Consider the following 21,797-nt stretch of genomic DNA (forward strand, 5'->3'; position numbering starts at 1 on the left):
CACTGATAGAATCAAGAGCTTCTGAAAATTTTGTCAAGGGTTAGCAAAAAATTTTGAATATATTATCTTTAATTAGTGATAAATAAGCCGGTTTTACTAGGTTGTGCTATACATAGCCTTAGGAGATGCTGGTCAAGTTTAGATAACAGTCGAATAAATTTTTTAATGAGTTCAACAAGCTTGTAGGGAAAAATTTAATTTCTGCAAAACGGTTGACATAGTAACGGTCTTGTGTTAAATTAAGAATTGTAAAAAAGCGTTTTCAAAAATTGAAAGCTTTTATCTTATTAAATTTTAAAGGAGTTACGCAATGGATTATGCTAAAGTAGCTGCCGACGTTATTAAAGCGGTCGGTAAAGATAATCTTGTCGCTGGTGCCCACTGTGCCACTCGTCTGCGCCTTGTTTTAAAAGACGATACGAAGGTTGACCAAGAGGCTCTTGATAACAATCCCGATGTCAAAGGGACTTTCAAAATGGATGGCCAATATCAGGTTATTATTGGTGCTGGTGACGTTAACCATGTTTATGCCGAGTTGATTAAACAAACTGGCTTGCAGGAAGTTTCTACCGAAGAGGTTAAGAAAATTGCAGCAGAAGGACATAAGCAAAACCCAATTATGGCCTTTATTAAAGTTCTGTCTGAAATTTTTGTACCTATTATCCCAGCTCTTGTTGCCGGCGGTCTCTTGATGGCGGTCAATAACATCTTTAAGTCAGAAGGATTGTTTGGATCACAATCATTGATTGCCCAATACCCGCAAGTTTCCGGTATTTCTGATATGCTGACTGTCTTGTCGGATGCTCCATTTATCTATATGCCGGTCTTGCTTGGTATCTCAACTGCTAAACGTTTTGGCGGTAACCAGTTCCTTGGAGCTGCTCTTGGACTCATGATGAGTTCGCAAGAGCTTAATGAAGCTGTGGTGAAGGCAGCTGGAACGTCACTGAATTGGAATTTCTTTGGCTGGACACTTCATGCACAGCAATATACTTCACAAGTTATTCCAGCGATTATCGCCGTTTGGGTTATGTGTATCATTGAAAAATGGTTCCACAAACACTTGCATTCAGCAGTTGACTTTACCTTTACACCGCTTTTCACAATGATTATCTCAGGTTTCTTGACCTTTGCCATCATTGGTCCGGTCTTTGGTCAAGTTTCTGACTGGGTAGCCAATGGTTTGGTTTGGTTATATGATACCTTAGGCTTCTTGGGTATGGGTATCTTTGGTGCTTTCTATACGCCAATCGTTGTTACGGGACTTCACCAATCCTTCCCAGCCTTCGAAACAATCCTGCTTAATTCCTATAAAGCTGGTCATGGCTCAGGGGACTTTATCTTCGTTGTGGCCTCAATGGCCAATATGGCACAGGCCGCTGCAGCTTTTGCTATCTTTGCCTTGACTAAGAATTCTAAAACTAAGGGGCTTTCAAGTTCAGCTGGTGTTTCAGCTCTTCTTGGTATTACAGAACCAGCAGTCTTTGGGGTTAACTTGAAATACCGTTTCCCATTCTTCTGTGCCTTGGTAGGTTCGGCTATTGCAGCAGCCATTGCTGGTCTTTTACGAGTTATTGCTGTATCATTAGGCTCGGCTGGTGTCCTTGGTCTTATCTCTATCACCCCTAAATCAATTCCTTTCTATTTGGTCTGTGAAGCGATTTCCTTCGTTATTGCTTTTCTGATCACTTACTACTATGGTAAGACTAAGGAAGCCAAGGTCTTTGAAGCAGAAGCGGCTGTGGCTGCTGCCGAAGCAGATGTCGAAGTACACGGTCTTGATGAAGCCTCCGGCAATGAACAAGCAGCCAAAACAGAAGTTTCTGAAGAAACCATTTACGCTCCCCTTGATGGTCAAGTTGTTGAACTGTCTTCTGTCAATGACCCTGTCTTCTCATCAGGGGCTATGGGTAAAGGTGTCGCTATTAAACCTAATGGCAATACGATTGTATCGCCGGTTGATGGCATTGTACAAATTGCTTTTGAAACTGGCCATGCCTATGGTTTGAAATCAGATCAAGGAGCTGAAGTTCTTATTCATATCGGTATTGATACTGTCTCAATGGATGGTAAAGGTTTTGAGCAAAAGGTCAAAGCCAATCAAGCTATTAAGAAGGGTGACGTTCTTGGAACATTTGATGCAGCAGCTATTGCAGCAGCGGGTCTGGAAGACACGACAATGGTTATCGTAACCAACTCTGCGGATTATACAGACGTTACTCCGGTAGCCTCAGGTGCTGTTACGGCTGGTGCTGATTTGCTTGAAGTAAAATAAGTTTTTGGTATATTCTAAAGGGAGTGAGATTTCGGTCTTGGTCCCTTTTGTTTGCTGTTCAAAAACTCCTTTTATTGGGCAGGAAACCTTGGGATTTCCATTGATTTATGCTCTTGAATTTTTTATAATGAAAAGGAATAGATTGGTAAAGAAAGGAAAAAATAATGACTAAATTATATGGAAGTGTGGAAGCAGGCGGGACCAAGTTTGTCTGTGCTGTCGGCGATGAAAATTTTCAGGTCGTCGAAAAAGTGCAGTTCCCAACGACGACACCCTATGAAACCATTGATAAGACGGTAGGATTTTTTAAAAAATTTGAAGCTGACTTGCAAGGAATTGCCATCGGCTCATTTGGACCTGTTGATATTGACGAAAATTCGAAAACCTATGGCTATATCACCAAGACCCCTAAGCCTAATTGGTCAAATGTAGATTTGGTTGGCTTGATTGCTAAAGAATTCAAGGTTCCTTTCTATTTTACGACAGATGTCAATTCATCAGCTTATGGTGAAGCTATGGTTCGCCAAGGGGTTGAAAATCTGGTTTATTACACCATCGGAACGGGTATCGGCGCTGGGGCTATCCAACGCGGAGAATTTGTTGGTGGTGCTGGTCATACAGAGGCTGGCCATGTTTACGTTGCCCTGCACCCCAGCGATGTGGCTAATGAATTCCACGGAACCTGTCCTTTCCATAATGGCTGTTTGGAGGGGTTAGCGGCTGGTCCTTCACTGGAAGCCCGCACAGGAATTCGGGGCGAGCTGATTGAACAGCATTCAGATGTTTGGGATATTCAGGCTTACTATATCGCCCAAGCTGCTGTTCAAGCAACCCTTCTTTACCGTCCAGATGTGATTGTCTTTGGCGGTGGTGTGATGGCTCAAGAGCACATGTTACGCCGGGTGCGTGAGAAATTTACGAATCTGCTCAATGATTATCTTCCTGTTCCGCCTGTTGAAGATTATATTGTCACACCAGCTGTATCTGGTAATGGCTCAGCTACTATCGGTAATTTTGCCTTAGCGAAAAAGGTCGCAGAGCGTTTTGATTAGTAAAGTAATAATAGTGAATAGGTGCTAGATCGTTGCTGGTCTCTTCCTATTCACTTTTTTTCTTTTGGGAAAAATGTTAGAATGGCAGTAAAAACGGAGGAAAACAGCCATGGCAGAACCATTATTTTTAAAGGCTAGTATGCATGATAAAATTTGGGGTGGGACAAGACTGAGAGATGTCTATGGTTATGATATCCCGACAGAAACAACCGGAGAATATTGGGCTATTTCCGGTCACCCTCATGGGGTTTCCATTATTGAAAACGGCTCTCTGGCTGATCAGGGTCTGGATCGGGTTTATCGAGAGAGGCCCGAGCTCTTTGGCAATCCATCCAGTCCGGTTTTTCCACTCTTAACGAAGATTTTAGATGCTAATGATTGGCTCAGTGTTCAAGTTCACCCTGACGATGCTTATGCTCAGGAACATGAGGGGGAGTTAGGAAAAACTGAGTGTTGGTATATTCTGACTGCTGATGAGGGAGCGGAAATTATCTACGGACATACCGCTCAGAGTCGTCAGGAATTAGCAGAGCGGATTGAAGCTGGAGACTGGGATCAACTCTTAACAAGAGTACCTGTCAAAGCTGGCGATTTTTTCTATGTTCCAAGCGGCACGATGCATGCTATTGGTAAGGGAATTATGGTGTTGGAAACACAGCAATCCAGTGATACAACTTATCGGGTTTATGATTTTGACCGTCCTGATGCGTCAGGGAACTTGCGCCCTCTGCATATTCAGCAGTCCATTGATGTCATGACGATTGGTCAACCGCAAAATTCCCACCCTGCCACTTTAAAAACGGGTGACTTAACCTCAACCTTGCTGGTAGCTAATGAATTCTTTACGGTCTATAAGTGGGAGGTTGTTGGTCAGACTTATTTTGAAGCTGCTGCTCCTTACTATCTTGTTAGTGTCATTGATGGTCAGGGACAGATTAGGATTGCTGATCAGTCCTATCCATTGGAGAAAGGGCAACATTTTATCCTGCCTAATACCGTTAGAAATTGGGAAATGTCTGGGGATTTATCTATGATTGTCAGTCATATAACGGATTAATAAAGCAAATCAAGGAGCAGCGACAGGCTCCTTGATTTTTTTGATTAGTGACTTTTAGTCCGTCTCGCGTCCTTTGGTGCGAGACAAAAAACACTCATTTGGCAAGTGATCATATTAGGTTGTGATGCTATTTTTGAAGCTGTATAGGTGTTAAATTCTAAAAAATATAGGACGTAGTCAAGCGGAGAAAGTGAGCAAGATAAAAAGCAGAATTCTCAGAGTAAGTTCTAGGCTTCAGATCAGCAGAATTTAGTCTGAGAAAAGTACCTCATCTCAACAGAATTTAGTCTTAGGCTAAGTTCTGTTTTTGGTTAGAATGCAGTCGTAACGAGGTCATGGTATTGCCTTCCTGTCAAAGAGTGGACAGTAAAACGACCGATAAAATAAAAATAATTAAAAACATTACATTTAGGTTGCAATTATTTTTCTTAAGCTTTATAATTAGAGTGATTGTGCTTGCTTTTGACAATAGATGTTTAAAAGTGTTTATAATCAACATAAAATCTTTAGAGAGGGATGGATACATTCTATGAAACCTAAGCCTAGGAAATCTAAGTATTCTATTCAAAGGAAAGAATACTTTTCTATTCGTAAGTTTAAGTTTGGCGCAGCTTCGGCCTTGATTGGGGTCAGTTTGTTCGCTACAGGTAGCGTTCTCGCTGAAGAGCAGCCCCAAACTCAGTCTACAGTCGTAGCTGTTCAGTCTTCGGAAGGGTCAGCCGGTCAGTCGGTTGGTTCGGATCAAGCAGTGACGCCAACACAGGATGCTGGTGTTAGCAATAGCACTGGTGAAAGTCAGGCGAGCCTATCAAGGGAGAATAATAGTCTGGCAGAAACGTCACAAAATGCAGAACAAACTACCGATAATGATCCAACTGCTGATCACTCGCAAGTAAGCGAGGGCTCACAATCAAATAGCCACGTTAGTGATTCGGCTAGAGTGAATGCTGCAGGGCAGAATGCCTATGTTTTTTATAAGGTACGTTATGTTGAGCAAGGAGCTGATGGTTCCGAAACGACGATTGCTCAGACACCAGCTAAATCCTTGGTGATTCCTGCTGATGATTTGGCTGATAAAATTGTGACTGAAACAGCCAACTTAAATCAACTAGGCTTATCAGGTTATGCTTTAGCTCCAAATCAAGCTGATACGCAAGCTGTTGCAGCTTTAGAACTTCAAAAGTCCAAGTATGTAACGTTCTATGTTCAAAAGACTGCTAATCAGGTGACAGCTGCAGCAAGTAATGGGCAGACTTCTGCACAGCATCATAGTAGGCAAATTGCTACTGAACAGCGTGGTGGTCAAGCTCAAAGCACCCTTGGTGTGACTATTGGCCGTGACTATCAATCGCTGAATGAAGCGAGCAGTATCCGTCCCATTGCTATCACAGCGACCCAATCTGGTCAGGCGATTGATCTTGTCCTTATGGGCAATGTTGATGAAGATGAGGAGGAAACATCAGATAGTAAGGCAGCACAGGCAGAGTTGTCCTTTAGTTATACTAAAGAAGGGACAGCTGAAGTAGTTGATGGGCTGCCTGCCGGCCTCTTCTATGATGCTGAAAGTGGCCAATTAACGGGGGCAGTCCTCCAATCTGGTCAGTATACAATTAAAGCTACTGTGCAAGCCGCTGATGGGGCTACAGCCAGCAAGACTATTGATCTGGATGTTAATGCGCTGCCTAAGAGTGATCAGGCTGTTTTTTCTGGTCGTAAAATTTCTGGTATTGCCGTTAATGGTGGAATTAATGCGGTCTCAACTAAATTTAGCTACAGTGCAACGATTCAGGGAGAAACCGTTACTAAGGATGGTCTGCCAGAAGGCCTAGTGTATGATTCATCCACTGGTAAAATTGAAGGGCAGGTTGCTCAGGCCGGCAGCTATACTATTTTGTCGCAGGCTAGTGTTGAAGCAACAAACCCTGACGGTACCTATGTTGGTTCAGGTGCTGTAACTTATGTAACAGAAAGCCATTTATATGTAGCTGAACAAAATGGTCCTGGTCTGCCATCTGTTTCGCTTACGGCTAATCCGATAAATGCATCAGCCGTGTCTGCTCAGCCAACCCAATCGGGCGGCTCTGTATTTAGGGCTGTAGCTGGTGAAAATCCTGTGGGTACCGTTCATCTGGGCGACAATGCAACACCATCCAACAATCATGATACCGCTATTGGTTACTATGCAGAAACCAATGTTGATTTGGATAATAAGGGCGGTGCAGTTGCTCTTGGTACTTATACAAAAGCCAACGGTGAAAATGCGATTGCTATTGGTAATACTGCCAATGCTGGCGCTAATTCAGCCATTGCCCTCGGTGGTAAAGCAAGCGGTGTCGGCGCAATAAATATTGGTTATACAGCTTCTGCCGATGCCGATTCAAGTGTTAGTGTGGGCTACTATGCCAATGCCAAAGCGGCCAACAGTATAGCGCTTGGTACCCAAGCTAAATCGAAAGCGATTCTTTCCTCAGCAGTTGGTCCTTCAGCTGAATCTACTTATTATAATTCTGTTGCTCTTGGTGCATATTCTAGAACAGATTCAGAAGCAACCGCAGAGAATGAAGCAACTGTCAATAATATTACTTATTCCGGTTTTGCCGGTCAGGTGAAAGCTGATGGCGATCAGGTTTCAGTTGGTTATAAAGATAAAGAACGTCAAATCAAAAATGTTGCAGCGGGAGCTATTTCTGAAAGTTCCACAGATGCTGTCAACGGTTCGCAATTGTACCTTCTGACCAGAGATTATCATTGGATTGCTACATCCGGTACTGCTGGAACAGGTACGCAAAATCAAGTGAACGATACCAATGTTGCCCCTGATGCTCAGCAGGTTCATGGTGGTGATACCATTACCTTCCGCGCAGGAAACGGTCTTAATATTGAGCAGAATGGCAATGTCTTCACCTATTCAATTAATACTCAGAAACCTAAGCTCGAGATTACACCGGGTGAAAATGGTACCTACACGGTTAAATACACTGATGCCTTTGGACAAGAAGCTTCGGCACAATTTACTGTTAATACTATTAAAGGTGAAAAAGGTGACAAAGGCGATACCGGAGCCGCAGGTCGCGATGGCGTAGATGGTAAAGCAGGCGCCGCGGGTTACGTCAATGTCGTCGATAACCACGATGGCACCAAGACGATCACCACAGGAACCGATACTAACGGTGATGGTGTGGTCTCAGAAGATGAAAAGAGCCGTGTCACTGTTTCCGATGGAGCCCAAGGAGCCAAAGGTGATAAAGGCGATACCGGAGCTGCAGGTCGAGATGGCCGAGATGGCGTAGATGGCAAAGACGGTAAAGCAGGTGCCGCCGGTTTCGTCGATGTTGTGGATAACCACAACGGCACCAAGACGATTACGACTGGTACGGATACCAACGGTGATGGCATCGTTTCTGACGATGAAAAGAGCAGCGTGACGGTTTCCGATGGAGCCCAAGGCGCTAAAGGCGACAAGGGAGATAAAGGCGCTAAAGGAGATACTGGAGCTGCCGGTCGCGATGGCCGTGACGGCGTAGATGGTAAAGCTGGTGCGGCTGGTTACGTCAATGTTGTTGATAACCACGATGGTACCAAGACAATTACAACTGGTACAGACACTAACGGTGATGGCATCGTTTCTGACGATGAGAAGAACAGTGTTACTGTTTCTGATGGTGCCAAAGGTGATACTGGTGCCAAAGGCGATAAGGGTGAAAAAGGAGACACCGGAGCTAAAGGTGACAAAGGCGATACCGGAGCTGCAGGTCGCGATGGTGTAGATGGCAAGGACGGTAAAGCCGGCGCCGCAGGCTTCGTTGATGTCAAGGATAACAACAATGGCACTAAGACGATCACCACAGGTACGGATACTAATGGCGATGGTGTGGTCTCAGAAGATGAAAAGAGCCATGTCACTGTTTCCGATGGAGCCCAAGGAGCTAAAGGAGATACCGGAGCCGCAGGTCGAGATGGCCGAGATGGCAAAGACGGTAAAGCAGGTGCCGCCGGTTTCGTCGATGTTGTGGATAACCACAACGGCACCAAGACGATTACGACTGGTACGGATACCAACGGTGATGGCATCGTTTCTGACGATGAAAAGAGCAGCGTGACGGTTTCCGATGGAGCCCAAGGTGCCAAAGGTGACAAGGGTGATAAAGGAGACACAGGCGTTGCAGGTCGCGATGGTGTAGACGGTAAAGCAGGTGCCGCCGGCTTCGTCAATGTTGTAGATAACAATAACGGCACCAAGACAATTACGACTGGCACCGATACTAACGGCGATGGTGTCGTTTCTGACGATGAGAAAAACAGCGTGACAGTTTCAGACGGAGCCCAAGGTGTTAAAGGTGACAAGGGTGATACCGGAGCTACAGGTCGTGACGGCGTAGACGGCAAAGCAGGCGCCGCGGGTTACGTCAATGTTGTCGATAACCACAATGGCACTAAGACGATTACGACTGGTACGGATACTAATGGCGATGGTGTGGTCTCTGAAGATGAAAAGAGCCGTGTCACTGTTTCCGATGGCGCCCAAGGCGCTAAAGGCGACAAGGGGGACACTGGAGCCGCAGGTCGCGATGGTCGTGACGGCGTAGATGGCAAGGACGGTAAAGCCGGCGCCGCAGGCTTTGTCAATGTCGTAGATAACCACGACGGCACCAAGACGATTACGACTGGTACGGATACTAACGGCGATGGTGTGGTCTCAGAAGACGAAAAGACTAGTGTGACTGTTTCCGATGGCGCCCAAGGCGCTAAAGGCGACAAGGGAGATAAAGGCGCTAAAGGAGATACTGGAGCTGCCGGTCGCGATGGCCGTGACGGCGTAGATGGTAAAGCAGGTGCGGCTGGTTACGTCAATGTTGTTGATAACCACGATGGTACCAAGACGATCACTACAGGAACCGATACTAACGGCGACGGCGTTGTCTCTGACGATGAAAAGAACAACGTAACGGTTTCCGATGGAGCTCAAGGTGCTAAGGGCGACAAGGGAGACACTGGAGCCGCCGGTCGCGATGGCCGTGACGGCAAGGACGGTAAAGCAGGTGCCGCCGGTTTCGTCAATGTTGTCGATAACCACAATGGCACCAAGACAATCACCACAGGTACGGATATCGACGGTGACGGCATCATTTCTGACGATGAGAAGACCAGCGTAATTGTTTCCGATGGCGCCCAAGGTGCCAAGGGTGACAAGGGCGATACAGGTGCCGCCGGTCGTGATGGCGTAGATGGTAAAGCTGGTGCCGCCGGTTTCGTCGATGTCGTGGATAACCACAACGGCACCAAGACAATCACTACAGGTACGGATACTAATGGCGATGGTGTAGTCTCAGAAAATGAGAAGAGCCGTGTCACTGTTTCTGATGGCGCCCAAGGCGTTAAAGGCGATAAGGGTGAAAAAGGAGACACCGGTGCCCAAGGTGCCAAGGGTGATACCGGAGCTACAGGTCGTGACGGCGTAGACGGCAAGGACGGTAAAGCCGGCGCCGCAGGCTTTGTCAATGTCGTGGATAATCACGACGGTATTAAGACGATCACCACAGGAACCGATACTAACGGTGATGGCATCGTTTCTGACGACGAAAAGAGCAGCGTTACCGTTTCCGATGGTGCCCAAGGCGTTAAAGGCGATAAGGGTGAAAAAGGAGACACCGGAGCTAAAGGTGACAAGGGCGATACAGGTGCAGCCGGCCGTGATGGTGTAGATGGTAAAGCAGGCGCCGCCGGCTTCGTCAATGTTGTCGATAACCATGACGGTACTAAGACGATCACCACAGGAACCGATACTAACGGTGATGGCATCGTTTCTGACGATGAGAAGACCAACGTTACCGTTTCCGACGGAGCCAAAGGCGATAAAGGGGATACTGGAGCCGCTGGTCGTGATGGCGTAGATGGCAAGGACGGCAAAGCTGGTGCGGCTGGCTTCGTCGATGTTGTCGATAACCACGACGGTACTAAGACGATCACCACTGGTACGGACACCAACGGTGATGGTGTCGTTTCCGAAGACGAAAAGAGCAGCGTGACCGTTTCTGATGGCGCCCAAGGAGCTAAAGGCGATAAGGGTGACAAAGGAGACACCGGAGCCGCTGGTCGTGACGGTGTAGACGGCAGGGACGGTAAATCGGCTACTGCAACCGTTAAAGATAACGGAAATGGTACATATACTATTACGCTAATGAATGGCGATGGAACAACCTCATCAGTAACTGTAAGAGATGGTAAAGACGGTAAAGATGGTAAAGCACCAATCGTACAAGTTACCGATAATCATGATGGTAGCTATACGATTACAGTAACGAATGCAGATGGATCAACGTCAACAGTGACTGTTAGGGATGGAAAAGATGGTCGTGGCGGTATCTGTGGTTGTCCGCCGGTAATTCCTGGTCAACCTCTGCCTCCGCTCCCTCCAATTGTACCTAATGCCCCTACTCCTGATTCATCTGACGATCCGGGGACTCATGATACTGATCTTCCAAATTCAGTTTCTAGTGAGAGTAGAAAGACCAGCGTCGTTGTTAATGAAGTACCTGTACAGTTGGTGACGAAAAAGCATGATAGACAGTCAAAACGTTTACCAGAGACAGGTGATAAAAATCTAAGTTTTGCTAGTCTTGCAGGTAGCGCTCTTGTCCTTGTAGTCATGGTTGGGGTATTTGGAAAAAGACAAGATGGCGATATTTAATTAACGCAATACGGAAGTTAAATTTAGCTTCATTTAGGTCTAAGTTGATAAATAGTCCCATACAGTAAAAGCAACAGTTGATTGACTGTTGCTTTTTAGCTTAAAGTGATTTGAGTTTTGTGGTATCTGTATTGATGTAGCAAACATTGATCATTTCATCATCAACTAACCGAGAAAGATAGGTTATGCAATAGTGTTTATTCGCATAGAAGAGGAACATTTCAATGCCAAATTTAAGACTTTTCAATTATAGTTTATTCCTATCGCAATCAAGGGAAGCGATTTGAGTTACGAACTGAATTAATTGTAATCTGACTTATTTTTGAATAAGCCTATTAAATCTGACTATCCATAGCAGGCTGCCAGATACTTTGTTGTTAGAAAAATAAATGGCCAATTCAACCTAGTATTTTGAATGGATTAGGCTAGTTGAATTATTGTATCGGTATGGCTTTTATGATAAAATATGATGTTAGTGACTATCGAAAGGAAAAGAGATGGCAAATATTTTACGCAAGGTCATTGAAAATGACAGAGGCGAAATTAGAAAATTAGAAAAGATGGCCAAGAAGGTTGAATCTTATGCGGACGAAATGGAAGCATTGTCAGATTCAGAACTTCAAGGCAAAACTGAGGAATTTAAGAAGCGTTATCAAGAGGGAGAGACGCTGGATCAATTGCTGTTTGAGGCATTTGCGGTTGTTCGTGAAGGCGCTAAGCGGGTGCTTGGCCTCTTCCCTTACCGTGTGCAAATCATGGGGGGGATTGTTCTCCACAATGGTGATGTTTCAGAAATGCGGACTGGTGAAGGTAAAACGTTGACGGCAACTATGCCTGTTTACCTCAATGCCTTAGCAGGCGATGGGGTTCATGTTATTACCGTCAACGAATATCTTTCCGCTCGTGATGCCACTGAGATGGGAGAGCTTTACAGCTGGCTTGGTCTCTCGGTTGGGATTAACTTGTCTTCTAAGTCGCCAGCTGAAAAGCGGGAAGCTTATAACTGTGACATTACTTATTCAACCAACTCAGAAGTCGGATTTGATTATCTTCGTGATAACATGGTTGTCCGCAAGGAGGATATGGTACAGCGTCCGCTTAACTACGCTCTGGTTGATGAAGTTGACTCGGTTCTAATTGACGAAGCGCGGACACCTTTGATCGTATCAGGGCCTGTCAGTTCCGAAACTAGTGCTCTCTATACACGGGCTGATAAGTTTGTTAAGACGTTGGAATCTGTCGATTATGCTATTGATGTCCCTTCTAAGACCATTGGCCTTATGGACTCAGGAATTGATAAGGCTGAGGAATTCTTCAATTTAGAAAACCTTTACGATATTGATAATGTTGCCTTGACCCATTATATTGATAATGCTTTGCGGGCCAACTATATCATGACTCTTAATATGGACTATGTGGTTTCTGAAGGAGAAGTTCTCATTGTCGATCAGTTCACTGGTCGAACCATGGAAGGACGGCGTTTTTCTGACGGTCTCCACCAAGCCATTGAAGCTAAAGAAGGTGTGCCAATTCAAGATGAATCCAAGACGTCGGCTTCAATCACTTATCAAAATATGTTCCGGATGTATCGTAAGCTCTCAGGGATGACTGGTACTGGTAAAACTGAGGAAGAAGAGTTCCGTGAAATTTACAACATGCGGGTCATTCCGATTCCAACCAACCGACCTGTCCAGCGTATTGACCACCCAGACTTGCTTTTTGCAACTACAGATGCTAAGTTTAGGGCGGTTATTGAAGATATTAAGGAACGTCATGAAAAAGGACAGCCTGTTTTGGTCGGTACCGTAGCAGTTGAGACTTCTGATTTAATCTCTAAGAAGTTGCAAAAGGCTGGTATTCCGCATGAGGTCCTAAATGCCAAGAACCACGAAAAAGAAGCGCAAATTATTATGAATGCGGGGCAACGCGGCGCTGTTACCATTGCAACCAATATGGCTGGTCGGGGTACAGACATTAAGCTTGGTAAGGGTGTTGTAGAGTTAGGCGGCCTTTGCGTTATTGGTACAGAACGCCATGAAAGCCGCCGGATCGATAACCAGCTGCGCGGTCGTTCAGGTCGTCAAGGAGACAAGGGAGAATCTCAATTTTATCTATCCTTCGAAGATGACCTGATGAAACGTTTCGGGTCTGAGCGAGTTAAGTTCTTCTTGGAGAGAGTCTCGCCAGAGGATGAAGATGTGGTGATAAAATCGCGCCTTCTGACCAGTCAGGTGGAGTCTGCTCAAAAACGCGTTGAAGGAAATAACTACGATATTCGGAAACAAGTCCTCCAATACGATGATGTCATGCGGGAACAGCGTGAAATCATCTATGCCGAGCGTTATGATGTTATTACGGCTGAACGCGATCTTGGCCCAGAAATTAAAGCGATGATTCGGCGGACCATTGACCGTACCATAGATGGTCATAGTCGCAATAGTAATGTTGACGAAGCCTTGGAAGCTATTCTTAATTTTGCTCACAATAATCTCCTGCCTGAAGATTCTATCAGTATGGATGACTTAGATGAGTGGTCTTATGAAGAAATGAAGGATGAACTCTACGACCGCGCTATGGACGTTTACGATTCGCAGATCGCTAAGCTGCCGGATCAAGAGTCTGTTATCGAGTTTCAAAAGGTGCTGATTTTACGAGTTGTGGATAACAAATGGACCGACCATATCGATGCTCTTGATCAATTGCGTAATTCCGTTGGTCTGCGTGGGTATGCCCAGAATAACCCTATCGTTGAATACCAATCTGAAAGTTTCCGCATGTTCAATGATATGATTGGAGCCATTGAGTTTGATGTGACTCGTCTGATGATGAAGGCACAAATTCATCAGCAAGAACGGGAAAAAACAACAGCTCAGGCTCATACAACTGCAGCGGCTAATATTGCAGCTCAAAGGTCTGGTCAAGTAGTAGCAGATCAAGACCTTGACTTCACCGATGTCAAGCGCAATGATCCTTGTCCGTGCGGTTCTGGTAAGAAGTTCAAAAATTGCCACGGCCGTCGTCGGGTTAGTTAGGCAGGCAGATTGTTGAGCCGTTTAAAGTCAGCAGAACTTAGAAACTGTATTCACAAGTTTAAATTCTTAGCGTCAGCTGGGAAAAGCGACCATAAGGTCGCTCAAAACAGACAGTTGCCGCCGTGGTAAAAAGACGATTGTCCTATTTAAGTCAATCGTCGAGGGGATTTTCAAGACTCTGGCTTGAAAATGAGCAATGGAACTCCGTTAGGAGGTCGCTTGCGTCCCTACCACATAAGGCTAACTGTCAAAAAATGTGAATACAAGTTCTTAATGCTGGTATAGAGTTGCATAACTGTCTAAAATCAGATTGAAATAAGACTAGAAAGTGATATAATGTATTTTATATCACTTTTACTTTTACAAATTCAAAATGTTACTGGGTTGTAAGGGCAATTTCCTCCCAAGTTTTTGGAGTTACCCTAGCAAATCTAGTCTTCAAAATAAGTCTCTTCGGAGTTTTATTTTATATTAAAAGGGAGGCAAGTATGGCATTTATTCCAGAAAGTGACAAAATTGATGTTGAGAAGGTTCGGCAGATTTCTAAATTAACCGGCCAAGCCTTATCACGTAAGGAAGCACGTGATAAAGAGCTAGAGGCGATTATCAAGGGAGAGGACGACCGTCTGCTCTTGGTTATAGGTCCTTGCTCATCAGACAATGAAGATGCTGTCTTAGATTATGCCCATCGTTTGGCTGATTTACAAGAAAAGGTCAAAGAACGCGTCTTTATGGTGATGCGGGTTTACACCGCTAAACCGCGGACCAATGGTGATGGGTACAAGGGTTTGGTTCACCAGCCAGATGCTCAAGGTCAGCCCAATCTGATTAATGGTATCAAAGCTGTTCGTAATCTCCATTATCGGGTGATTACCGAAACTGGATTGACCACGGCAGATGAAATGCTTTATCCAGAAAACCTCTCTTTAGTTGATGATTTGGTATCTTATATTGCTATTGGAGCTCGTTCGGTTGAAGATCAACAACACCGTTTTGTAGCTTCGGGTATTGATGTCCCAACTGGCATGAAGAATCCAACTTCAGGTAACCTCAATGTTATGTTCAATGGCATGTATGCTGCCCAATCTCCGCAGAACTTCCTCTATAACGGTCAGGAAGTCAAAACAACAGGAAACCCTCTAGCTCACGCTATTTTGCGGGGGGCTCTCAATGAGTATGGTAAGAATGTGCCAAACTACTATTATGATGATCTTCTGGCGACCATCGATCAGTATGAAGAGATGGGCTTGGAAAATCCATTTATCGTTATTGATACTAACCACGATAACTCTGGAAAGCAGTATCTGGAACAGGTGCGGATCGTCCGGCAAACCCTGATTAACCGTGACTGGAGTGATAAAATTAACAAATTTGTTCGTGGCTTTATGATTGAGTCTTATTTAGAAGACGGCCGTCAAAACCAACCAGATGTCTATGGTAAGTCTATCACTGACCCTTGCTTGGGTTGGGATAAAACTGCTGAACTCATCCACGAAATATACGAAACACTAGGAAAATAATATGGGAATTCATCAAAAGAGCCAAAAAATTAACGTTGCTCAAGTTAAACAACTGTCAAAACTTGAAGGAGAGGCACTGGCTAAAAAAGAAGCTAGAGATAAAGAACTAGATGCTATCATTAAAGGAGAGGACGATCGCCTGCTCTTGGTTATCGGACCTTGTTCATCCGATAATGAAGATGCTGTTTTAGAATATGCTCACCGCCTATCTGCCTTGCAGGAAGAAGTTAAAGACCGTGTTTTTATGGTTATGCGGGTCTATACAGCTAAGCCACGGACTAATGGTGATGGCTACAAGGGCCTGATTCACCAACCGGATACTTCAAAATTACCCGATCTCATCAATGGGATTGCAGCAGTCCGAAATCTGCACTATCGTGTGATTACCGAAACTGGTTTGACCACAGCAGATGAAATGCTCTATCCTTCAAATCTACCCTTAGTTGATGACTTGGTTTCCTACCATGCGATTGGGGCGCGTTCAGTTGAAGATCAGGAACATCGTTTTGTGGCTTCGGGGATTGATGTCCCAACTGGTATGAAAAATCCAACTTCCGGCAATCTTAATATTATGTTTAATGCTATCTATGCAGCTCAGAACAAGCAGAACTTTATCTATCATGATGCTGAAGTTGACACTGATGGAAATCCACTGGCTCATGCCATTCTGCGTGGAGCAACGAATGAACATGGTGAAAATGAGCCTAATTTTTACTATGATATTTTAGTCAAGGCCATTGAACGTTACGAGCAGATGGGATTAGCTTATCCCTTCATCCTGATCGACACTAATCATGATAATTCTGGCAAGAACTATCTGGATCAAATTCGAATTGTTCGGCAAACCTTGATTAATCGTGATTGGAATAAGCAGATTAACAAGTATGTGCGTGGCTTTATGATTGAATCTTATTTAGAAGATGGCCGTCAGGACAAGCCAGAAGTCTTTGGTAAATCTATTACGGATCCATGTCTGGGTTGGGATAAGACCGAAAAATTGATTCGAGAAATCTACCAAACCTTAGGTAAGGATTCCTTTGAAGACTTTTTAAATAACTAATGGTCGGGAGCTGGGAAAATCTCAGCTCCTTTACCGTGAGATTAAGGTGGAAGTCAGTGGCTAATCTCTTTTTAAAAATCACGCTTTTTAAGCTGAACGAGGGATTATTTTACTGAAACATACTGCAATAAGAAAGAGTCAGCCCGGGTTTCTAGGCTGGGATGAATTTTATGTGAAGGATAAAAGATGATTATTGGACACGGTATTGATTTGCAGGAGATTTCGCGGGTTGAAGGAGCTTATGTCCGCAATCCTGCTTTTGCTCAAAAAGTTCTGACCGATTTAGAGTTTCAGCGTTTTGACTCTCTCGAAGGTCGAAGAAAAATGGAATATCTGGCAGGACGCTGGTCAGCCAAGGAAGCTTTTGCCAAGGCCTGGGGGACTGGAATCGGTAAATTACGTTTTCATGATATTGAGGTGGCAACTAATGAAAAAGGAGCTCCTATTATTACCAGCAAGGTCTTCTCAGGTAATGCTTTTGTCTCTATTTCTCATAGCGGTGGTTTTGTTCAAGCCAGTGTGATTTTGGAAGTGGATTAGCGGAAGTTAGAATTTTTTTACTGTCTTTGAAATAAAATCAAAAAAGAGGTTCTGATATGATTTCAAGTTTACACCGACCAACTCTGGCTAAGGTTGATTTGTCAGCTATTTCAAATAATATTAAACAGGTTCAGGATCGTATTCCTCAAGCAGTTAAAACCTTTGCTGTTGTTAAGGCCAATGCCTATGGACATGGAGCTGTTGCTGTTGCCAGCCATATTCAAAGGTTGGTAGATGGTTTCTGTGTTTCTAATATTGATGAAGGGATTGAGCTGCGTCAGGCTGGAATAAGAAAGCCTATTCTCATCTTAGGTGTGGTTCTGCCAGATGAAGTTGCCCTAGCTCGAGATTATCGCCTGACTCTGACAGTAGCCAGTTTAGAATGGTTAGAAGCAGCTCAGCAGAAGCAGCTTGATTTAGAAGGAATTTTGATTCATGTTGCTGTAGATTCAGGTATGGGGCGAATTGGGGTTCGCAGTCTGGCTGAGGCTAACGACTTGATTTCAGGACTATTGAAGGCTGGCAGTCAGGTCAGAGGGATTTTTACCCATTTTGCTACAGCTGATGAAGCTGATGATCATAAGTTCCAAGAACAACTGGCTTTTTTCAAGGAGTTAGTAGCAGGCTTAGATTATTGCCCAGAAATTGTTCACGCGAGTAATTCGGCAACGAGTCTTTGGCACAGGGAGGGCATTTTTACCGCTGTTCGCTTAGGCTTGGTTATTTATGGTCTCAATCCTAGCGGTTGTGAGTTGACTTTACCCTATACAATAAAACCTGCTCTGACCTTGGAGTCTGCCTTAGTTCATGTGAAAAAAGTTCCGGTTGGCACAGATATAGGTTACGGGGCCACTTATACTAGTTCTGAGGAAGAATGGATCGGTACCCTGCCTCTTGGCTATGCGGATGGCTGGACCCGGGATATGCAAGGATTTGATGTTTTGATTGATGGGCAGAGATGCCCCATTGTCGGACGTGTGTCTATGGATCAGATTACAGTCAAATTGCCTCAAAGTTATCCTTTGGGGACAAAAGTGACTCTAATTGGTACAAGCGTTGATCAAACCATTTCAGCCACCGATGTGGCTCAAAAGCGGGGAACGATTAACTATGAAGTACTCTGCCTACTTAGTGATCGTGTACCGAGAGAATATGAATAAAAAGTAATCAAACAGCCCTCACTTAGCAACCGTTGTTGTTTCAGTGGGGGCTATTTCTATTATTTAAGGGGGGATTAAGCCTATTTTTCAGCTAGTCTCGTTAGCTTTTATCCTTATCCGTAAGAATTGCATATAGCAAAAGGGAGAGGCCAAGGAGGTTAATCACTTGCGCTAATAATCCCAGATGTCTAAATAAATTTGTGATTCCTAAAACTACTAAAATCAGTAAGGATGCTAATTTTTGTTTTCGCATATCCTGCTGGCCTCCTGATATGGTGAAAATGCAAGAGATGAACTTGATAAGAATTTAGAAAAATTTTCTTCAAATATATTAGGCAGGAATATAGTAGCATAAAATGTCAGTGATAATATATACTTGTCGTGAAACGGTCAAAATATGTCGTGAACGGGATATTATTATAAAAATCTGATAATTTAATTTTGGCAATCATAGGAATCGGCGATAGTAGCTGAGTATCCTCCCAGTCGGACAGTGTGTTATAATAAACTCATGTTATGTGACCAACCAATTGCGGTGCTCAAAGGATTTGGGCCCAAGTCCGCTGAAAAATTTACCAAGTTAGGGCTTTATACAGTGGGAGATCTCCTACTTTACTATCCTTTTCGCTATGAGGATTTTAAGGCTAGGTCTGTCGCCGAACTGCTTGATGGGGAAAAGGCTGTTGTTACAGGAACTGTTGTGACACCTGCCAATGTTCAATATTACGGCTTTAAGCGAAATCGTCTATCCTTTAAGCTCAAGCAGGGCGATGCTGTGATTGCAGTCAGTTTTTTCAACCAACCTTATCTGGCCGATAAAATTGAACTAGGGCAAGAAGTCGCTATCTTTGGCAAGTGGGATGCTCTCAAGTCAGCTGTGACGGGGATGAAGGTTCTAGCTCAAGTTCAAGATGATATGCAGCCAGTCTACCACGTAGCCCAAGGAATTTCGCAAAATGCCTTAGTCAAGGCCATCAAGGCAGCCTTTGATAGCGGAGCTTTGGAAGAACTTGAAGAGAATCTGCCTCAGGAACTGCTAGCAAGGTACCGACTTTTAGATCGTCAGACAGCAACTAGGGCTATGCATTTTCCAAAAGACCTAGCTGAATACAAGCAGGCCTTGCGACGAATTAAATTTGAAGAACTCTTTTATTTTCAGCTCAATTTGCAGGTTCTTAAATCGCAAAACAGGGCGGCAAGCAACGGACTAGCTATCCCTTACGACGAGCAGGCCCTCAAAAAAGAGATTGACCAGCTCCCCTTTAGTTTGACTCAGGCCCAGAAGCGGAGTTTGGAAGAAATTTTAGCTGACATGAAATCAGGTGCCCACATGAACCGGCTTTTGCAAGGTGATGTGGGCTCTGGCAAGACAGTCATCGCCAGTCTGGCTATGTATGCGGCCTATACGGCAGGTTTTCAATCAGCCCTGATGGTACCGACAGAAATCTTGGCTCAACAGCATTTTGAGAGCCTGATTAAGCTTTTTCCTGACCTTAACATTGCTCTCTTGACTGCTGGCATGAAATCAGCAGTTAAAAAGGCAGCTCTGACTGGGATTGCAGACGGTTCGGTGGATATGGTAGTTGGGACTCATTCTTTAATTCAAGACGGGGTTTCCTACCACAAGTTGGGACTGGTCATTACCGATGAGCAGCATCGTTTTGGCGTTAATCAGCGCCGAATTTTCCGTGAGAAGGGGAATAATCCTGATGTTCTCATGATGACAGCCACCCCTATCCCTAGAACTTTGGCCATAACGGCTTTTGGCGAAATGGATGTCTCTGTTATTGATCAGATGCCGGCTGGGCGCAAGCCTATTATTACCCGCTGGGTTAAACATGAACAGTTAGAAACAGTCCTGACTTGGTTACAGGGAGAGGTAAGTAAAGGGGCACAAGCCTATGTCATTTCTCCTTTGATTGAAGAATCAGAGAGTTTGGATTTGAAAAATGCTCTTGATTTGCATCAAGAGCTGGTTGATTTCTTCGGAGATCAAACCCAGATAGCTCTCATGCACGGTCGCATGAAAAATGATGAAAAAGATCAGATTATGCAGGACTTCAATGATGGAAAGCTGCAAGTTCTGGTTTCAACGGCTGTGATCGAAGTTGGAGTCAATGTTCCCAATGCCACAGTCATGATTATTATGGATGCTGACCGCTTTGGTCTCAGCCAACTCCACCAACTGCGAGGCCGAGTCGGTCGGGGTGATAAGCAGTCCTACTGTGTTTTGGTAGCCAATCCTAAAAATGAGGTTGGTAAACGGCGGATGCAAGCCATGTGTGAGACCACTGATGGCTTTGTTCTGGCTGAGGAAGATCTGAAAATGCGGGGGTCCGGTGAAATCTTTGGTACCCGTCAGTCGGGAATTCCAGAGTTTCAAGTGGCAGATATTGTCGAAGACTATAATATCTTAGAGGAAGCTAGAAAAGTTGCCAGTCAAATTGTTGCTCAGAAGGATTGGCAGGCCGATCCCCGTTGGTCCATGCTCTCAGCCAATTTAAAAGAACGAGGAAATTTTGATTAGAAAACAATAAAAAATTCAGAAAAGAAATTTTTCCTTTCTGAATAGTTAAGTGGTTTAGGCTAAAACTTCCTTGATGACCTTAGCAGCATTTAAAACTCTAGCAATACCACAATAGTTGATGTCTTGAATCAAAACCTCAACGATTTCTTCTTTGGTCACACCAGCAGATAAGGCAGCATAGGTGTGCATCCGCAGCTGTTCTTCACAGCCTCCCATAGCCAGCAAGGTAGATATGGCTATAAGTTCCCGTGTTCTTAGGGGTAATCCTTCTCTTTTGTAGACATCCCCAAACATTTCAATGACCATTCTAGAAAGGTCAGGTGAAATTTGGTCTAAATTTTCTTTGGTGGCCTGCCCTAACTCCCCGTCAATTTCAGCGAATTTTTCTAAACCAATGTCAAAGCGCGATTGTGTCATAAGATTTCTCTTTTCATTTTTTATTTCACAAATTCATGTGATATACTGATTGTAAAACTTAAAGGGAGGTTTAAGTCAAGGGAAAAATGAAAATTAGTGAATTTGCTAAAAAAACGGGGATTAAAGAAAGTACATTAAGGTATTATGAAAAGCAGGGTTTCCTGCAGGTCCAACGTCATAATGGTATTCGAGAGTTTTCGGATAAGGATTTAGAATTTGCTGAGTTCATTAAACGCTTAAAGTCCATGGGAATGCCCTTATCACAAATCAAGCGCTATGCTGATTTGCGATATCAGGGTGAAGAGACTGTTAAAGAGCGTTTTGAAATTTTACAAGAGCATCAACTTTTTCTGGAATCTAAGATAGCTGATTACCAATCGTTTATGAAAAATTTGAAGGATAAAATGGCTATTTATCGAGATATGATGAAATAAAGGGAGTGGGGCAAACAGCCATGATAGTTTAGCCC

13 protein-coding genes are annotated in these 21,797 nt (G+C 44.2%); 11 read left to right on the forward strand and 2 right to left on the reverse strand.

Annotated features, from left to right (window positions below; translation table 11 throughout):
• Window positions 1–310 precede the first annotated feature (310 nt).
• The 9 genes from ACFSN5_RS01980 to alr all read left to right on the forward strand — a co-directional run bounded on the left by ACFSN5_RS01980 (window position 311) and on the right by alr (window position 18,384).
• Window positions 311–2,275 carry a sucrose-specific PTS transporter subunit IIBC gene (locus tag ACFSN5_RS01980; protein WP_165212734.1) on the forward strand — a complete coding sequence of 655 codons (1,965 nt, stop codon included), beginning with the start codon at window positions 311–313 and terminating at the stop codon, window positions 2,273–2,275.
• A gap of 164 nt (window positions 2,276–2,439) precedes the next feature.
• Window positions 2,440–3,327: a fructokinase ScrK gene (gene scrK, locus ACFSN5_RS01985; protein ID WP_165212736.1), complete on the forward strand. Its 888-nt coding sequence runs from the start codon at window positions 2,440–2,442 to the stop codon at window positions 3,325–3,327.
• 109 nt (window positions 3,328–3,436) lie between these two features.
• The gene (gene manA, locus ACFSN5_RS01990; protein WP_165212738.1) at window positions 3,437–4,384 is read left to right on the forward strand and encodes a mannose-6-phosphate isomerase, class I; all 948 of its coding nucleotides are present in this window, start codon (window positions 3,437–3,439) and stop codon (window positions 4,382–4,384) included.
• A gap of 529 nt (window positions 4,385–4,913) precedes the next feature.
• On the forward strand, window positions 4,914–11,072 hold the full coding sequence (locus ACFSN5_RS01995) for a collagen-flanked surface repeat-containing protein (RefSeq protein WP_398600922.1): 6,159 nt from the start codon (window positions 4,914–4,916) through the stop codon (window positions 11,070–11,072).
• A 497-nt stretch (window positions 11,073–11,569) separates the two neighbouring features.
• Window positions 11,570–14,104, forward strand: a complete 2,535-nt coding sequence (gene secA / locus ACFSN5_RS02000) for a preprotein translocase subunit SecA (RefSeq protein WP_165208882.1) — start codon at window positions 11,570–11,572, stop codon at window positions 14,102–14,104.
• 488 nt (window positions 14,105–14,592) lie between these two features.
• Entirely contained in the window at window positions 14,593–15,624 is a 1,032-nt protein-coding gene (locus ACFSN5_RS02005; protein WP_165208886.1) for a 3-deoxy-7-phosphoheptulonate synthase, read from the forward strand.
• A 1-nt stretch (window position 15,625) separates the two neighbouring features.
• A complete protein-coding gene (locus ACFSN5_RS02010) occupies window positions 15,626–16,684 on the forward strand; it encodes a 3-deoxy-7-phosphoheptulonate synthase (protein WP_165208891.1) in 1,059 nt (352 codons plus the stop codon).
• Between the two features lie 186 nt (window positions 16,685–16,870).
• Complete coding sequence (gene acpS / locus ACFSN5_RS02015) at window positions 16,871–17,224, forward strand: holo-ACP synthase (protein ID WP_165208895.1); 354 nt, start codon at window positions 16,871–16,873, stop codon at window positions 17,222–17,224.
• Between the two features lie 56 nt (window positions 17,225–17,280).
• On the forward strand, window positions 17,281–18,384 hold the full coding sequence (gene alr, locus ACFSN5_RS02020) for an alanine racemase (RefSeq protein WP_165208898.1): 1,104 nt from the start codon (window positions 17,281–17,283) through the stop codon (window positions 18,382–18,384).
• 100 nt (window positions 18,385–18,484) lie between these two features.
• Here alr and ACFSN5_RS02025 read toward each other — a convergent pair whose 3' ends face one another.
• The gene (locus ACFSN5_RS02025; RefSeq protein ID WP_165208902.1) at window positions 18,485–18,637 is read right to left on the reverse strand and encodes a hypothetical protein; all 153 of its coding nucleotides are present in this window, start codon (window positions 18,635–18,637) and stop codon (window positions 18,485–18,487) included.
• A gap of 258 nt (window positions 18,638–18,895) precedes the next feature.
• Here ACFSN5_RS02025 and recG point away from each other — a divergent pair, with 258 nt between their 5' ends.
• Entirely contained in the window at window positions 18,896–20,911 is a 2,016-nt protein-coding gene (gene recG, locus ACFSN5_RS02030; protein ID WP_165329240.1) for an ATP-dependent DNA helicase RecG, read from the forward strand.
• Window positions 20,912–20,965: 54 nt separating this feature from the next.
• On the opposite strand, the gene ACFSN5_RS02035 is transcribed toward recG, so the two are convergent.
• Window positions 20,966–21,328 carry a carboxymuconolactone decarboxylase family protein gene (locus ACFSN5_RS02035; RefSeq protein ID WP_165329239.1) on the reverse strand — a complete coding sequence of 121 codons (363 nt, stop codon included), beginning with the start codon at window positions 21,326–21,328 and terminating at the stop codon, window positions 20,966–20,968.
• Between the two features lie 86 nt (window positions 21,329–21,414).
• Between ACFSN5_RS02035 and ACFSN5_RS02040 the strand changes: the two genes are divergently transcribed.
• Window positions 21,415–21,762 carry a MerR family transcriptional regulator gene (locus ACFSN5_RS02040; protein ID WP_165329238.1) on the forward strand — a complete coding sequence of 116 codons (348 nt, stop codon included), beginning with the start codon at window positions 21,415–21,417 and terminating at the stop codon, window positions 21,760–21,762.
• Window positions 21,763–21,797 lie beyond the last annotated feature (35 nt).

The sequence above is a fragment of the Streptococcus tangpeifui genome, assembly GCF_044503215.1.
GTDB classification, from domain to species: domain Bacteria; phylum Bacillota; class Bacilli; order Lactobacillales; family Streptococcaceae; genus Streptococcus; species Streptococcus tangpeifui.

Coding starts and splice junctions, on each gene's coding strand:
- ACFSN5_RS01980 (WP_165212734.1), top strand. CDS start 311: ATGGATTATGCTAAAGTAGCTGCCGACGTTATTAAAGCGGTCGGTAAA.
- scrK (WP_165212736.1), top strand. CDS start 2,440: ATGACTAAATTATATGGAAGTGTGGAAGCAGGCGGGACCAAGTTTGTC.
- manA (WP_165212738.1), top strand. CDS start 3,437: ATGGCAGAACCATTATTTTTAAAGGCTAGTATGCATGATAAAATTTGG.
- ACFSN5_RS01995 (WP_398600922.1), top strand. CDS start 4,914: ATGAAACCTAAGCCTAGGAAATCTAAGTATTCTATTCAAAGGAAAGAA.
- secA (WP_165208882.1), top strand. CDS start 11,570: ATGGCAAATATTTTACGCAAGGTCATTGAAAATGACAGAGGCGAAATT.
- ACFSN5_RS02005 (WP_165208886.1), top strand. CDS start 14,593: ATGGCATTTATTCCAGAAAGTGACAAAATTGATGTTGAGAAGGTTCGG.
- ACFSN5_RS02010 (WP_165208891.1), top strand. CDS start 15,626: ATGGGAATTCATCAAAAGAGCCAAAAAATTAACGTTGCTCAAGTTAAA.
- acpS (WP_165208895.1), top strand. CDS start 16,871: ATGATTATTGGACACGGTATTGATTTGCAGGAGATTTCGCGGGTTGAA.
- alr (WP_165208898.1), top strand. CDS start 17,281: ATGATTTCAAGTTTACACCGACCAACTCTGGCTAAGGTTGATTTGTCA.
- ACFSN5_RS02025 (WP_165208902.1), bottom strand. CDS start 18,637: ATGCGAAAACAAAAATTAGCATCCTTACTGATTTTAGTAGTTTTAGGA.
- recG (WP_165329240.1), top strand. CDS start 18,896: ATGTTATGTGACCAACCAATTGCGGTGCTCAAAGGATTTGGGCCCAAG.
- ACFSN5_RS02035 (WP_165329239.1), bottom strand. CDS start 21,328: ATGACACAATCGCGCTTTGACATTGGTTTAGAAAAATTCGCTGAAATT.
- ACFSN5_RS02040 (WP_165329238.1), top strand. CDS start 21,415: ATGAAAATTAGTGAATTTGCTAAAAAAACGGGGATTAAAGAAAGTACA.